We start from the raw sequence: 14286 nt of genomic DNA on the forward strand, positions 1-14286 counted from the left end.
CGCTATTTTTTAAAAAGTATATTGTTTTGGATGATTTTGAACCAAATAAGGTATCATATGTCCGTTAAGTTTAGTGAAAATGGATAATGTATAGAAATAAGGTCCTTAATGTCCGTTAGATTTATGAATTAGTCATTCTTCATCAATTATCGGGCGCTTAGCTTCAATAAGTCACGTGTCCGTTAAGTCATAGATTTGAACACTCAAATATACAAATGTGGTGAAGGAAATCTGGTGTGATTTATACTGTGAATCATTAAGTGACTAATACGTGATTTTACTTGTAATTTGAGCTGCGTTTTTGCGTTTTGCACCTCACAAGTAAACCCTCTGATTCAATCAGAGGGTTTTTTATTTTTCCATTGAACTTTTTTACGGTTTGGACGTCTTTATGTGTATATGAAAAGTAGGAGGCCAACAAGATGATTGAAGTGAAGAACTTGAGCCATCAATTTGAAATCGGTAAGAAGGGCAGGGAATCTGTCGTTCCGGTATTAAATAATATCAATCTACATGTGGATGAGGGCGAAATCGTAACCATCGTCGGCAGGAGCGGATCAGGAAAGTCCACGCTTCTGAATTTGATCAGTGGATACATGAGTCCAACAGAAGGTGAAATTATCATCACCGGGGAAAAAGTGACAGACTTCAATGAAAGCAAGTGGGCCGACTTCCGATTGAACCGTCTCGGCTTCATTTTCCAAAGCTTTCAATTGATTCCGAGTATGACCGCTTTCGAAAATGTGGAATTAGCATTGACATTAAAAGGCGTGAATGAACGTGAAAGAAGGAAGCAGACCGATGCGATTTTGAAAAAAGTGGGACTTGAGAAGTTCATGGAGCATTATCCGAGTGAACTTTCAGGTGGACAGCAGCAACGGGTGAGCATCGCAAGAGCGCTCGTTTTGAATCCGCCGATCATCCTGGCTGACGAACCGACCGGTAGTCTTGACAGTGAAACAGAAGAGGAACTATTGGACTTCATTAAGCAGTTGAACCGTGAATCAGGCATCACTTTCCTGATCATCACCCATGATGAAAAAGTGGCGAGAATCGGAAATCGTGTCATCGAAATTACAGACGGAAAGTTGAATAAGGAGGCCTATGCATCATGAGGTTCAAGGACCAGTTCAAGTTTGTGCGCGCGAATATGAAAAAGAACAAAAGCCGGATTTTCATGACGGTCCTAGCGACTGCAATGGGATGTGCTTTTTTGATCGTATTGGCTTCGGTCGCTTTCGGAATCCAGAAGTCGGTTGTTGATGAAGTGACATCCGGTCAGTTGATGACAGAAATTCAAGTTCATGGGAAAGAAAATCAAGAGGGAGTGACGATGAAAGATGTAGACTATTTCGAATCCCTTGAAAACGTCGATGCCGTCACTCGCAGAAACTATTTGCGCCAGGAGGCGATCTATCAACTTGATGAATACCGGCATATTGGCGGTTCATACGTCGTACACTATCCTTCCGAGACAAAAGCAGGCTTCGAGCTTTCAGAAGGACGTATGCCGAAAGCGGAACATGAAATCGTTGTCGGGTATGATTTCGCACAAAGCTTGGCTGACTGGGATGGAGAAGGTGACCCGCCTTACGGTGAAGATGGCGTTGTAAAAGAAGAGGTCAGGTATGACGGTGAAGTTCTCAATCAAACGATAACGATGGATGTAAAGAAGGTCAATGATGCTAAAGAGGAAGAAACGAAGCAAATCGAACTGAGCATTGTCGGTATTGGAAAAAAACCGTCTCGTGAGTGGATGCGCGATCCAAACATCTATCTTTCTGAAGGAATTTTGGAAGAAGTAGAAGCATTTACGGGAACGAAAAACGGAGAGATGTCCGATCCGAATGCTACGGAGAGTGGTGGAGATGGAGCGTCCGGAGCCGCTGGTGAAAGAACATTTGATGAAGTGAAGATCTATGCCAATCACGCAGAAGCTGTGAAAGGTATTTCTGAAATACTGAAAGAAAAAAATTATTACACCTATTCAGTGATCAATGAGATGGAGCAAATGAACCTGTTTTTCCTGATTGCAAAAAGCGGTTTGATCTTCATTGGTACGATTGCCATCATCATCGCCTCGATCGGTATTTACAATACGATGACAATGGCTGTAACTGAACGTGCGCCTGATATCGGAATCATGAAGGCGATTGGAGCGAATCCGAGTATAATCAAGCGGATTTTCTTGATTGAAAGCAGCTATATCGGTTTATTGGGAGCACTCTTTGGTACGATTGTCGCCTATGGCATCAGTTATCTGGTGAATTTGTTCTTGCCGATGATTCTTGGGAGCGCTTTTGGAGAGCAACCGCCAGAAGACTTTCTGTTCTCGGATATTCCTTTGAGTCTTCCGCTCATCTGTATTTCCATTTGTTTGATCGTAACGATCATTTCGGGACTACGTCCTGCCCGTCGAGCAACCAAAGTGGATGTTCTGAAGGCGATGCGAAGAGAAGTTTAACATGCGTAATTGAAGAGAGTATCTCGGTATTCAGCGAGTCTGGGTACACGGGTACTCTTTTTTGTTCAGCTTTATTTAACCACCGAACACTGGAGTGAACAGAATAAATGCGAGAGTGAACAGATTAAGCGCAGAAGTGAACAGAATAACTTAAAACTCGGTTCAGATGACCTTCAAAGGCCTATCCAACTAAATCGATACGTTTCGAATACAATCCGATTAAAAATTCTGAAAATTAATGCAAAAGTATTGTTTACGCTTTCATGAGTTGGTTGTACAATGGTATCGAAACGTTTCACCAAAGGTGGTTGAAATCAAAAAATAAAGGAGAGGGCTATGAAAAAACGATGGTCAATTATTGCAGCGGCTATTCTAATCATGAGTTTGAGCGTTATTTCATTTGGCGCAAAGGCCGATACCTCCAAAAAAGGCAAAGAAGTGGCTAGAGATGCTCAACTGAAGTCGATTGCGAAACAGACGTACCGGTATTTTGAAGACTTCACAGATTCGGGAACTGGGTTACCTTACGATGCTGTCCGTGTGGATGGTAACGTTGATCCGAAGGAGTACACTTCTCCAACCAATATCGGAATGTATTTTATGAGTACGATTTCAGCGGATGAATTGGGCCTCTTATCAGAACAAGAGGCAGTTGCGAAAATCAGCAAGTCACTGGGTACATTAGAATCATTAAAGAAGTGGAATGGCCTTTATTACAATTGGTATTACACGGAAGATGGTTCTTTGAAGAAAGATTGGGGACAATTCATCTCCACAGTTGATAATGGTTGGCTATCAGCAGGGTTGATCGCGGTCGGTAAAGCTTATCCAGAACTATATGATCAAACACACCAACTAGTTGAAGAGATGGATTATACACATTTGTATGATCCTGAAGTTGGACAGATGTGGGGCGGATATGATGTGACGAAGGGAGAAACGACGTCTCATCATTACGGAGCTTTCTACACTGAGCCTCGGGTAGCAAGTTATATAGCAATTGGTAAAAAAGATGCACCGAAAACGCATTGGTGGAAAATGGATCGTGTGATGCCAGTTGAATACGATTGGCAATCTCAAACTCCGGAAGGTTATACGACGACATATGATGGGGTCGAAGTGTTTGAAGGACATTATAAGTACAACGGGAAAAAGTTTGTTCCAAGCTGGGGAGGAAGTATGTTTGAAGCCTTGATGCCTTCCTTGGTCCTAAAGGAAAAAGAACTTGGAGAACGCGCACTAGGGTTGAACAACCAACGGCATGTGGATCTTCAAATCGAGTATGCTGAAGAGAAGGGGTATGATGTATGGGGAATGTCTCCTGCAGCTACTCCAGATGGATATTCTGAATTTGCAGCTACGCCTTTAGGGATTTCAGGGTACGAGAAAAGTAATGTGGTCACACCTCATGCCACTTTCTTAGCATTAGAATACGCTCCTGAAAAAGCAATGGACAACATCCATGAGTTGAAGGAAATGGACACCTATAGCAAATATGGATTCCTTGATTCCGTTAATGCGGAAACTGGAGAAGTGACGCAAGCATACTTAGCTTTGGATCAAGGGATGATCATGGTTTCGATTGCGAACTTTTTAGAGGATGGTGTAGTCCGAGACTACTTCCATGAAGACGAAATCGGTAAATACCCTGAGGACCTACTAAGTAGGGAAGAGTTCTCGATCAATTAATCTAATGTAAAAAAATCGCCTTACCCATAAAAAGTGGGGAGGCGATTTTTTATCAGGATGCTATTTCTTCTCAATCATTCCAGTTGTACAGCGTGAGATGCAGATCAGTGCATCTTGTTCATCGGTGATTTTGATTTCCCATACCATCGTCGTTCTTCCTTTATGAAGGGGAAAAGCGGTGGCGGTGACGATTCCGTCTCTTTTACTTTTCAAATGGTTGGCGTTGATTTCGATGCCGAACACGTTATGCGTATTCAGATCAACATTCAGGGCTGTGCCGATGCTTGCAGCAGACTCAGCAAGTGCAATTGACGCTCCGCCATGCAAATAGCCCATCGGTTGTTTCGTCCGTTCGTCAACCGGCATCGTCATCCTCACCACATCAGCCTTCGCTTCTACAACTTCCATTCCGAGCGCGTGAATCAACGTATTGGATAAGTCCATATGTGCAGCTCCTTTTAACAGAAATTAAAACTGTAAAATATAACTGATCAGCAGACCGACCGTCACAGCGATTCCGAAAACGGTGTGCATTTGTGCGGTTGCTTTCATTGCAGGCATCATCGTAGCTGGAGTCCGTTCGCCATGGAACAGCTTGACAGCTTGTACGGCTTTCGGAATACTCAACAGAACGAGGATCAACCAGATAGAGGCTTTTCCTACAAAGACCATCGTCAAAATCCAAGCGATGGAGAAAGCGAACATGCCGCCAAGAAATTGCACGGCTTTTTTATGTCCGAGTAAGATGGCAAGCGTCTTACGCCCACGCTCTTTGTCTCCTTCAAGATCCCTGATGTTGTTCGCCATCAAAATCGCACCGATCAGAATGGAAATCGGGATGGAGATAAGCATGCTGTTTACAGTGACAAATCCTGTCTGGATGTAAAAAGAAATCAATATGATGACAAATCCCATGAAAAAGCCTGCGACGATTTCACCGAGAGGCGTGTATGCAATCGGGTAAGGTCCACCTGTGTAGTAATACCCGGCCGCCATACAAAGACTTCCGATCACTGCGATCCACCAGGTCGTCGTTGCACTGATATAGGCTCCTAATAAGATCGCGGCTAGGAAAAAGACGAGCCCGACAGTCAAAACGGTACGAGGTGAAATGCCATCCCTGACGATTCCACCACCGATTCCGATGGATTCTTCCGTATCGAGGCCCCGCTTGAAGTCATAGTACTCATTGAAAAGGTTCGTAGCGGCTTGGATCAGCATCGAAGCGACCAGCATCGCAATCAATAAGCCCCAATGAAGTTCGGTGTAGAATAGGGCAAGTGCGGTCCCGATAAAGACGGGAATGAAGGATGCCGTCAACGTGTGAGGTCGTAGCTGGCGGTACCAGACCTTCACTTTGGACTCTTTCTTCATCCCGGTACCTGTAGCATTAGAGTTGTTTGCAATATTTTGTTCCATTATCGTTCACCTTTATCATAAGAATGCCTGAAAACTACGTCATTCTGTCATATTTTGACCCATTCTAAGTGTATGCAATGGGGGTATAGGTGTCAACTTGTGGATTTGGTAATAGATGTGAATGGTGGACAATGGAAAAACAGATATTTTTCCTTTATAATAGTATCGATAATAAGGTTTATTAGACTTATCATAGAGAGCGTTTATATAGAGAGATTAGACGTCGGAGGATGTTGGAGGGGAATACTTTGGCAGCTGTAACACAACATGACTTATTAGAGCGATTGGAAAGTGCTAAATTGAAAGCGCAGAGCACCCAAAAAACCATACTGGTCAGTCATCGAGTCCAGGTCGATATGATTGATCCACTCATGGTTTTCTCAAATGGCAATCAGCTATATGAAGGACATCGGTCTTATTGGTCTGATGCATCAAATGAGTTGACGCTAGTCGGAATGGGTGAAGCTCAGAAATTCGATATAGATGGTGAAGAACGTTTTTCCACGATAAAAAATGAATGGCAATCCATTGTAGATGAACAATTGGAGGATTACGAAACACCTTATGTATTTGGTACAGGGCCGATGATGCTAGGTGGTTTCTCATTTGATACGAAAAAAGATAAAACACCATTATGGACGAGTTATTCAGATGCGAGCTTTGTGTTGCCTGTCCACCTTTATTCCTGCTTCCAACACAAGGCGTATTTGACAACGAATTTGTTCGTCCAACCCGATTCGGATGTTGTGCAAGTTTTTGAAGAAAGTATGAAAGAAAAAGCGTTGTTATTGAAACGGACAGCAATCGAAGAATCCGAAGATCGGGACTATACGTTGACAGAGATTGAGCCGGAACAATGGAAAGGTACGGTCGCTGATACAACGTCCATGATCAAACAAGGGAAAATTGAGAAAGTGGTTCTGGCAAGGGAAGTGATCGCGGAAACAGATGAGAAGATTTCTGTGACATCTACGCTGCAACGCCTTGAAAATGAACAACCGAATAGCTTCATTTTTGCATTTGAACGGGGACACAAATGTTTTCTTGGCGCATCACCTGAACGACTTGTGCAAAAGCAGGATAGCGAAGTGCTCTCCACATGCTTGGCAGGTTCCATCAAGAGAGGGACCTTCTTGGAGGAAGATGAACATTTAGGAGCACAGCTGCTTTCCGATGATAAAAACAGGGAAGAGCATGCATTTGTCGTAAAAATGATACGGGATGCTTTGGAAGAAGTAGCCGGTTCAGTACACGTACCGAACGGACCTACACTTTACAAAGGACGTGACATCCAGCACCTTTATACACCAGTCGTTGTCAAACAGGCGAAAGATGTTCCATTGATGGATGTGGTGCAACGTCTCCATCCGACACCTGCACTAGGCGGTTTTCCGCAAACCGAGTCGGTTGAGATCATCCGTGAACATGAAAAATTGGATCGTGGATGGTATTCGTCACCAGTCGGTTGGATCGACTCACACGATCAAGGAGAATTTGCGGTCGCGATCCGTTCAGGTCTCATCAACGAAAATCACGTTTCTCTTTTTGCGGGATGTGGAATCGTTGCAGACTCGGATCCGGAGAGTGAATATGAAGAAACACAAATCAAGTTGAAACCGATGCTTTCTGCCCTAGGAGGATCCTTTGCATGACACTAGATCCACTAACAGCTTATGTTGGAGCTTTCATAGATGAATTAAGTGAATCGGATGTTCGGGACGTCGTCATCAGCCCCGGCTCAAGATCGACGCCGCTTGCGATGATGTTCGCCCAACATCCGGATATTAAAGTTTGGCTGAGCGTTGATGAACGGTCGGCAGCTTTTTTTGCCCTCGGAATGGCGAAGATGGAAGAGAGACCCGTAGCGCTTGTCTGTACGTCAGGTACCGCTGCTGCGAACTATTACCCAGCGATTATCGAGGCTTCGATTTCCCATGTCCCTTTGTTAGTCTTGACGGCTGATCGTCCCCATGAATTACGGGATGTCGGTGCACCACAAGCAATTGATCAGATCGGGATGTACGGAAAGTATGTGAAATGGTTCCACGAGATGGCTCTTCCTGAAATTGAAGCTGGCGTGATTCGCTATGTACGTTCTACTGCTGCAAGGGCTTGTGCAGTGGCGACACATGGTAAGAAGGGACCCGTGCATTTGAATTTACCGTTCAGAGAACCGCTCGTTCCGGATTACAAAGCACCGGACGCTTTTGATTATGGGAAAGGTGAGAACGGAGCTTATCGATCGTTCACCTCTGGGAAACGCCATCTTTCAGAAGCAGAATATACAGAAATGGCGAACGTGTTGTCTGGAGTGCAGAGAGGGTTGATCGTGTGCGGTCCTGGTCAATATCGACATGCCACACATGCGATTACTGAAATGGCTGCCGCGTTCGGATTTCCGATTTTAGCTGATCCCCTATCACCTTTAAGAACAGGAGCACATTCCAAAGAGCTCGTCATTGAGCATTATGATGCCGTTCTGAAAAGTGACATCGTAAAAGAATGGCAACCGCAAGTGGTGATTCGATTTGGAGCGATGCCGATCTCCAAGGCATTTTTCAAATATGTCCAACAGCATCATGAAACGGACGTTTGGATTGTAGACGAAGGAGAAGATTGGCGTGATCCTGCCCATTCTGGTGGCCGGATGATCTATGCCGATTCGGAGCAATTCGCCTCATCTGTTTCCCGATCGGTCCCGATAAGGGATCAATCATCCGAATGGACGACGAAATGGCTTGAAGCAAATAGCGTTGCGCACCAGGAAAAGCAAGCGTTTGTTGAAACAAATGTCTTTTTTGAAGGTAAGATCTTCTCTCGTTTGGAGGAGTTGATGCCTGAGAACACAGCTCTATTTGTAGGGAACAGCATGCCAATTCGTGATTTGGATTCCTTTTTCGGTAAAAATGAAAAGGACATTCAACTCGTTGCGAACAGAGGAGCAAATGGCATTGACGGAGTCATTTCCTCAGCTTTTGGTGTGGCCGCAACTGGTAAAAAGACGGTGCTCGTCATTGGGGATCTATCATTTTACCATGATATGAATGGATTGTTGGCGTCCAAAATGCATGAGCTCGACTTGACGATCGTCCTCGTCAACAACAGCGGTGGAGGTATTTTCTCCTTTTTACCACAGTATAAGCATCCGGAACATTTCGAAAATCTATTCGGTACACCGATTGGCATTTCCTTTGAACAGTCCACTGCACTTTATGGTGGAGAGTATCATCTGATGAGTTCCTGGAACGATTTTGATGAAGCTTTCGCAAAGAGTGTGAATGGAAAAGGATTGCACGTGCTCGAAGTCCAAACAAACCGAGACGAAAACGTACAGCTGCACCGGGAATACTGGAGCAGAGTAAACAACGCGTTGGAAAATAGGTTGGGAATGACCGATGCGAATTGAAGTGAACGACATCCATTATCATGTCAAAGTGATAGGTGAGGGAGAACCGTTACTCCTTCTCCACGGTTTTACAGGGGCTGGCGAGGATTGGACACCGTTCATTGAGGATTGGAAAAATGATCATCAATTGATCATGGTCGACTTGCCGGGGCATGGCCAAACAGAGTGTCCAGACCATTTGAAAAATTACTCGATGGAAGCGACCGTCGACGCACTGGATCAAATTCTCAATGAGCTCAAGATTGAAAGCGCGTTCGTTTTGGGGTATTCTCTAGGTGGAAGAGTTGCATTGTCTTTTGCGATGACTTATCCTGCGCGGGTTAAGAAATTAATTCTGGAAAGCAGTTCCCCCGGTTTGGCGACAGAAGAAGATCGTCTTGACCGTCAACAACGAGACAATCGTCTGGCGGATCGGATCATGGATGAAGGCATAGAAGCTTTTGTCGATTTCTGGGAGGCGATTCCGTTGTTCCGGACACAGTTGACATACCTTTCTTCCGAAGAGCGCGCGCGTCTACATGCGAGTCGGCTCAACAATTCGGAGGTAGGTTTAGCCAACAGTCTGCGAGGGATTGGGACAGGCGTACAGCCTTCTTGGTGGGACCACTTGCACCAATTTGAAGTGCCTACGACGTTAATTGTCGGACAACTCGACGCGAAATTTGTTAAAATAGCAAAAGAGATGCTCCGTTTACTTCCGGATGGTGAGCTTGTGGCCATTGAAGATGCAGGTCACACCGTGCACCTCGAGCAGCCGGAGGCATTCTCACAAACGGTACACAACATATTACATAATAGAAAGGATGACTGAAATGGCATTATTTGAATGGATTGCTGAAAGACAGTATGACGATATTTTGTACGAAACATATAACGGAATCGCGAAGATCACGATCAACCGACCTGAGGTTCGTAATTCGTTCCGTCCTAAGACGGTTCACGAATTGATCGATGCATTCGCATACGCACGTGACGATTCCGATATCGGAGTCATCGTGTTGGCAGGTGCTGGGGACGATGCATTCTGTGCTGGTGGAGACCAGAAGGTACGTGGACATGGTGGATATGTAGGAGACGATCAAATCCCACGATTGAACGTACTTGATCTTCAACGCTTGATCCGTGTCATTCCGAAGCCAGTCGTTGCGATGGTTTCCGGTTATGCAATCGGAGGCGGTCATGTTCTTCACGTTGTGTGTGACTTGACGATTGCAGCGGACAACGCGATCTTCGGTCAAACTGGACCGAAAGTCGGAAGCTTTGACGCTGGTTATGGTGCAGGATACCTTGCACGTATCGTCGGACATAAGAAAGCGCGTGAAATCTGGTACCTTTGCCGTCAATACAATGCAGAAGAAGCGAAGGAAATGGGACTTGTCAACACAGTCGTTCCACTTGAAAAGCTGGAAGAAGAAACTGTGCAATGGTGTTCTGAGATGCTTGAGAAATCACCGACTGCGATCCGTTTCTTGAAAGCTTCCTTCAACGCGGATACAGACGGACTTGCAGGATTGCAGCAAATGGGCGGAGACGCTACATTGCTTTATTACACAACAGACGAAGCGAAGGAAGGCCGCGACGCGTTCAAAGAAAAGCGTAAGCCGGACTTTAAACAATTCCCTCGTTTCCCTTAAGCCGAATAATTCCGGGGAGATTTGTAAGTAGCCACTACTTATGAATCTCCTTTTTTAACTAGAATCGTGGAGTGGTACATATGGAAGGACAAGTTATGAAAAATTGGCTGCAGCAGAGGGCGTACTTGACCCCGAATCGTGTTGCACTCGTTTTTGAAAATCAAGAATGGACGTATGAAGAACTGGATACAGAGGTGAGAAGTCTTGCGCGGAAATTGAGCGGAAAAGGTGTCCGGGAAGGGAATCATATCGCTTTCTTGATGGACAATCATCCAGAAACGGTCATGCTGATTCATGCTCTCCATTATTTAAATGCGGTGATGGTACCACTGAACAAAAGGCTATCTCCGGCAGAGTTGGACTATCAGCTGCAGGATGCAGACGTTGATGTGTTGGTTGTTGACCAGCGGCATCAATCAGTAGCAAAAGAGCTTCAGTTTGAGAACGTCTTCACGCTGGGCGAAATTTTACAAACCGAAGAAAGCACGTTCGGATTGAACGATTCCATCGATCTTGATCAACTTCATTCCATCATCTTCACATCTGGTACGACGGGCTATCCGAAAGGGGTCATGCTCACATATGGCAATCATTGGTGGAGTGCTACCGGTTCGGCGTTGAATCTCGGCATTCATGACAGTGACCGCTGGTTATGCGCTGTCCCTCTTTTCCATGTGAGTGGATTGTCTATTGTGATGCGGAGCGTCATCTATGGAATCACGATGGTACTGCACACCGGTTTTGAGGCAAAAGAATTCATCAGGTCTGTGCATGAGAACAGGGTGACCATTGCATCGGTTGTCAGCGTGATGCTCTCGAATGTCTTAGATTCAGAAGCGTTCAAGACATTTCCAGAATCGTTCCGGTGTATGCTCTTAGGTGGCGGCCCTGCTCCTCTTCCTCTTTTAAAAAGATGCGAAGCAGAAGGAATCCCCGTTTTTCAAACGTATGGATTGAGTGAATCCGCATCGCAAATCGTCACATTAGCACCTGATGACAGCTTCCGTAAGCTCGGTTCAGCCGGTAAACCACTGTTCCCTTCTCAAGTGAAAATCGTTCCGACGAATGATGAGGATGAGCAAGTAGGCGAAATTCACGTGAAAGGACCAAACGTCACGACGGGCTATTATAAAAAGGAAGCCGTGAACGTGGATAAGATCAGGGATGGATGGCTCGCGACAGGGGACATCGGATATTTGGATGAAGAAGGCTTTCTTTATGTGTTGGACCGGCGGAAAGACATGTTTGTTTCAGGTGGAGAGAACGTGTATCCAGCAGAAATTGAGGCTTGTTTATCCGGGCACGAAGCGGTGGCGGAAGTAGGCGTGATCGGAGCCGCAGATGACAAATGGGGGAGAGTACCTGCCGCTTTCGTTGTTGTCCGGAACGGGGCTGAAGTCAGCGAACGATCTCTCATCGACTATTGCGCAGAACGCCTTGCAAAATATAAGGTGCCGAAAGTCATCCATTTCATTGATCAAATTCCTAGGAACGCTTCAAATAAGATTTTACGGAAGGATCTACATCCACTTTTGAAAAAGGATGATCATCATGAAGGTTGAACGCGTCTCAATTCATAAAATCAAGATGCCTTTGAAGCAGCCTTTCATTACAGCATTGAATACGGTCCATGAACGCAAACTGCTGATCACTGAATTGACTTTCCAAGACGGGACGGTCGGCTGGGGTGAATGTTCAGCGTTTGATACGCCTTGGTACACGGAGGAAACGCTCGACACCTGTTTGCATGTCCTTTCCACGTACCTCATCCCGGCTTTATATGAGATAGGAGAGTTCGACCATCCAAAAGCAATCCATGCTTTGTTCAATCGTTATCGTGGACATCATATGGCAAAGTCGGCCATCGAAACGGCTTTGTGGGACGGTTATGCGAAAAGCTTGGATCGACCATTGTTCCAAGTGCTTGGAGGTCAATCAGGTGAAATAGAGGTCGGTACCGCAATCGGAATGCAGTCTGATAAGGAAGCACTTCTTCAAAGAATCCAAGAAGCCGTGGATATCGGCTATAAGCGGATCAAGCTGAAAGTGAAGCCTGGAGAGGATTTGGAGGTTTTAGAAACCGTCCGCTCTCATTTTCCCGATGTGCCTTTGATGGTGGATGCCAACTCCAGTTATACGTTGGCGGACCTGAATCATTTAAAGAAAATGGATCGCTACAACCTGATGATGATAGAGCAGCCTTTAGGTTCACGAGATTTTGTGGAGCATGCGGAATTGCAAAAAGTCCTCGACACACCGATATGTCTGGATGAAAGCATCACTTCTTTTGAAGCGGCGCAAACAGCCATCGCGTTGAAGAGCGCACAGATTTTAGCGGTAAAATTGAGTCGTGTAGGTGGACTGGCAAAAGCCGTTCGGATCCATGATCTTTGTAAAAGAAACGGAATCGAGGTCTGGGCTGGTGGGATGATCGAGTCCGGTGTGGGCAAAGCGCATAACATGGCGTTAGCGACACTAGACGGATTCGCTTATCCTGGAGACATTGCAGCCTCCTCGAAGTATTGGGAGAAGGACATCATTACACCTGAAATCGAGGTACAGGATGGTAATATCATTCTTTCGGAGAGGCCCGGCATCGGTTATGAAATCAATATGGGGGCATTGAAGGCTCATACAGAAGAGACGTTGGAGTATTGAAGGATGCATTTTACCGTATCATTCAAACCGATCCGGTTACATTAAAAACGAGCAACGATTGCGTTGCTCAAATAAACGTGTGGAGTGATCGACTTGCCAAGAAACAAACTCTTAGTACCTGGTGCAAAGAATTCATTGGAACAGATGAAGGAAGAAACCGCCGCTGAAATGGGGGTTCAACTAGGTGGCAATACGTCCTCTCGCGCGAATGGTTCTGTTGGAGGTCAAATGACCAAGAAACTCGTTGCGCAAGCTGAACAGCAACTGAGCAACAACCAACAGCAATAAAGGAAAGTGGCTGGTCCGGAAATATGGATCAGCCACTTTTTTTCATATAGGGTCGTACCGTGAACACGAGGGTAAATCATGTTTGACGATACTAACACCAATAGATCATTGCTAGCCCTACAATCTTACTTAATCACTCCACATGCTATCCGTGCTCCTGCATCTCCTGCTGGATTCGTCTTGTAGTCGTCGGCTTTTTCATGGATGACGAGGGCACTGCCGTCTTTATCGACCAATGAATTCGCTTTCCCTTTTTCCAACGTGACATGTTTCGTGATCGTCGTCATGGACACCATGCCATCTTCATCCACCTTCAAATTCGGCAGATCACCGGCATGATACCCTTTCGGATTTTCAAATCCGTGTTCCTTGGTGACTGGATTGAAGTGCTCACCTGCAGACTTGAAGTCCGGTGCTTCACATTTTCCGGTCTCATGGATATGGTAGCCGTGCACACCAGGAGAAATATTTGAAACCTTCAACTGGATCATGACGCCTTTCGGGGTTTGGGCCAGTCGAGCATGTCCGATCTTTTCTTTATCGGGATTGAATATCTCAACATCTTTGTAGCTTTGGGTATGGTGATTTGCCTGGTTCGAGACGTTGACAGGCACAGATTCATTTTCCTTTGCTTGTTGCTGGTCTTGATAGGCGCAAGCAGCAAGCCCGGAAATGACCAGAAATGCGGCAAAAGTGCTGATCAGCCATTTGTTCATCTTCCATCTTCT

At 45.4% G+C, this 14286-nt stretch carries 13 protein-coding genes; 10 read left to right on the plus strand and 3 right to left on the minus strand.

Annotated features, from left to right (window positions below):
* Positions 1-422 precede the first annotated feature (422 nt).
* The 3 genes from ACXQIQ_RS17065 (at position 423) to ACXQIQ_RS17075 (ending at position 4153) form a co-directional block, all read left to right on the plus strand.
* Complete coding sequence (locus ACXQIQ_RS17065) at positions 423-1115, plus strand: ABC transporter ATP-binding protein (protein WP_439301187.1); 693 nt, start codon at positions 423-425, stop codon at positions 1113-1115.
* The gene (locus ACXQIQ_RS17070; RefSeq protein ID WP_439301186.1) at positions 1112-2464 is read left to right on the plus strand and encodes an ABC transporter permease; all 1353 of its coding nucleotides are present in this window, start codon (positions 1112-1114) and stop codon (positions 2462-2464) included. The genes ACXQIQ_RS17065 and ACXQIQ_RS17070 overlap by 4 nt, the downstream gene beginning before the upstream one ends.
* Positions 2465-2800: 336 nt before the next feature.
* Positions 2801-4153, plus strand: a complete 1353-nt coding sequence (locus ACXQIQ_RS17075) for a glucoamylase family protein (protein ID WP_439301185.1) — start codon at positions 2801-2803, stop codon at positions 4151-4153.
* A gap of 60 nt (positions 4154-4213) precedes the next feature.
* Here the strand turns inward: ACXQIQ_RS17075 and ACXQIQ_RS17080 are convergent, their stop codons facing one another.
* Together ACXQIQ_RS17080 and ACXQIQ_RS17085 are read right to left on the minus strand one after the other, a co-directional pair.
* A complete protein-coding gene (locus tag ACXQIQ_RS17080) occupies positions 4214-4597 on the minus strand; it encodes a hotdog fold thioesterase (protein WP_439301184.1) in 384 nt (127 codons plus the stop codon).
* Between the two features lie 24 nt (positions 4598-4621).
* Complete coding sequence (locus ACXQIQ_RS17085) at positions 4622-5572, minus strand: 1,4-dihydroxy-2-naphthoate polyprenyltransferase (protein WP_439301183.1); 951 nt, start codon at positions 5570-5572, stop codon at positions 4622-4624.
* Positions 5573-5820: 248 nt separating this feature from the next.
* Here ACXQIQ_RS17085 and ACXQIQ_RS17090 point away from each other — a divergent pair, with 248 nt between their 5' ends.
* From ACXQIQ_RS17090 to ACXQIQ_RS17120, 7 genes are all read left to right on the plus strand, one after another.
* Entirely contained in the window at positions 5821-7224 is a 1404-nt protein-coding gene (locus ACXQIQ_RS17090; protein ID WP_439301182.1) for an isochorismate synthase, read from the plus strand.
* A complete protein-coding gene (gene menD, locus ACXQIQ_RS17095) occupies positions 7221-8978 on the plus strand; it encodes a 2-succinyl-5-enolpyruvyl-6-hydroxy-3-cyclohexene-1-carboxylic-acid synthase (RefSeq protein ID WP_439301181.1) in 1758 nt (585 codons plus the stop codon). Before ACXQIQ_RS17090 ends, menD begins: the two co-directional genes overlap by 4 nt.
* Positions 8968-9789, plus strand: a complete 822-nt coding sequence (menH, locus tag ACXQIQ_RS17100; protein ID WP_439301180.1) for a 2-succinyl-6-hydroxy-2,4-cyclohexadiene-1-carboxylate synthase — start codon at positions 8968-8970, stop codon at positions 9787-9789. The genes menD and menH overlap by 11 nt, the downstream gene beginning before the upstream one ends.
* Position 9790: 1 nt before the next feature.
* Entirely contained in the window at positions 9791-10612 is an 822-nt protein-coding gene (gene menB / locus ACXQIQ_RS17105) for a 1,4-dihydroxy-2-naphthoyl-CoA synthase (RefSeq protein WP_439301179.1), read from the plus strand.
* Positions 10613-10692: 80 nt separating this feature from the next.
* Complete coding sequence (locus ACXQIQ_RS17110; RefSeq protein WP_439301178.1) at positions 10693-12174, plus strand: o-succinylbenzoate--CoA ligase; 1482 nt, start codon at positions 10693-10695, stop codon at positions 12172-12174.
* A complete protein-coding gene (gene menC, locus ACXQIQ_RS17115; RefSeq protein ID WP_439301177.1) occupies positions 12164-13270 on the plus strand; it encodes an o-succinylbenzoate synthase in 1107 nt (368 codons plus the stop codon). Before ACXQIQ_RS17110 ends, menC begins: the two co-directional genes overlap by 11 nt.
* Positions 13271-13363: 93 nt before the next feature.
* The gene (locus tag ACXQIQ_RS17120) at positions 13364-13558 is read left to right on the plus strand and encodes a small, acid-soluble spore protein, alpha/beta type (RefSeq protein ID WP_439301176.1); all 195 of its coding nucleotides are present in this window, start codon (positions 13364-13366) and stop codon (positions 13556-13558) included.
* 125 nt (positions 13559-13683) lie between these two features.
* Here ACXQIQ_RS17120 and ACXQIQ_RS17125 read toward each other — a convergent pair whose 3' ends face one another.
* Positions 13684-14274, minus strand: a complete 591-nt coding sequence (locus ACXQIQ_RS17125) for a superoxide dismutase family protein (RefSeq protein WP_439301175.1) — start codon at positions 14272-14274, stop codon at positions 13684-13686.
* Positions 14275-14286 lie beyond the last annotated feature (12 nt).

It is taken from the genome of Pseudalkalibacillus sp. Hm43 (assembly GCF_054170705.1).

Coding starts and splice junctions, on each gene's coding strand:
- menB (WP_439301179.1), top strand. CDS start 9,791: ATGGCATTATTTGAATGGATTGCTGAAAGACAGTATGACGATATTTTG.
- ACXQIQ_RS17065 (WP_439301187.1), top strand. CDS start 423: ATGATTGAAGTGAAGAACTTGAGCCATCAATTTGAAATCGGTAAGAAG.
- ACXQIQ_RS17070 (WP_439301186.1), top strand. CDS start 1,112: ATGAGGTTCAAGGACCAGTTCAAGTTTGTGCGCGCGAATATGAAAAAG.
- ACXQIQ_RS17075 (WP_439301185.1), top strand. CDS start 2,801: ATGAAAAAACGATGGTCAATTATTGCAGCGGCTATTCTAATCATGAGT.
- menH (WP_439301180.1), top strand. CDS start 8,968: ATGCGAATTGAAGTGAACGACATCCATTATCATGTCAAAGTGATAGGT.
- ACXQIQ_RS17110 (WP_439301178.1), top strand. CDS start 10,693: ATGGAAGGACAAGTTATGAAAAATTGGCTGCAGCAGAGGGCGTACTTG.
- menC (WP_439301177.1), top strand. CDS start 12,164: ATGAAGGTTGAACGCGTCTCAATTCATAAAATCAAGATGCCTTTGAAG.
- menD (WP_439301181.1), top strand. CDS start 7,221: ATGACACTAGATCCACTAACAGCTTATGTTGGAGCTTTCATAGATGAA.
- ACXQIQ_RS17125 (WP_439301175.1), bottom strand. CDS start 14,274: ATGAACAAATGGCTGATCAGCACTTTTGCCGCATTTCTGGTCATTTCC.
- ACXQIQ_RS17085 (WP_439301183.1), bottom strand. CDS start 5,572: ATGGAACAAAATATTGCAAACAACTCTAATGCTACAGGTACCGGGATG.
- ACXQIQ_RS17080 (WP_439301184.1), bottom strand. CDS start 4,597: ATGGACTTATCCAATACGTTGATTCACGCGCTCGGAATGGAAGTTGTA.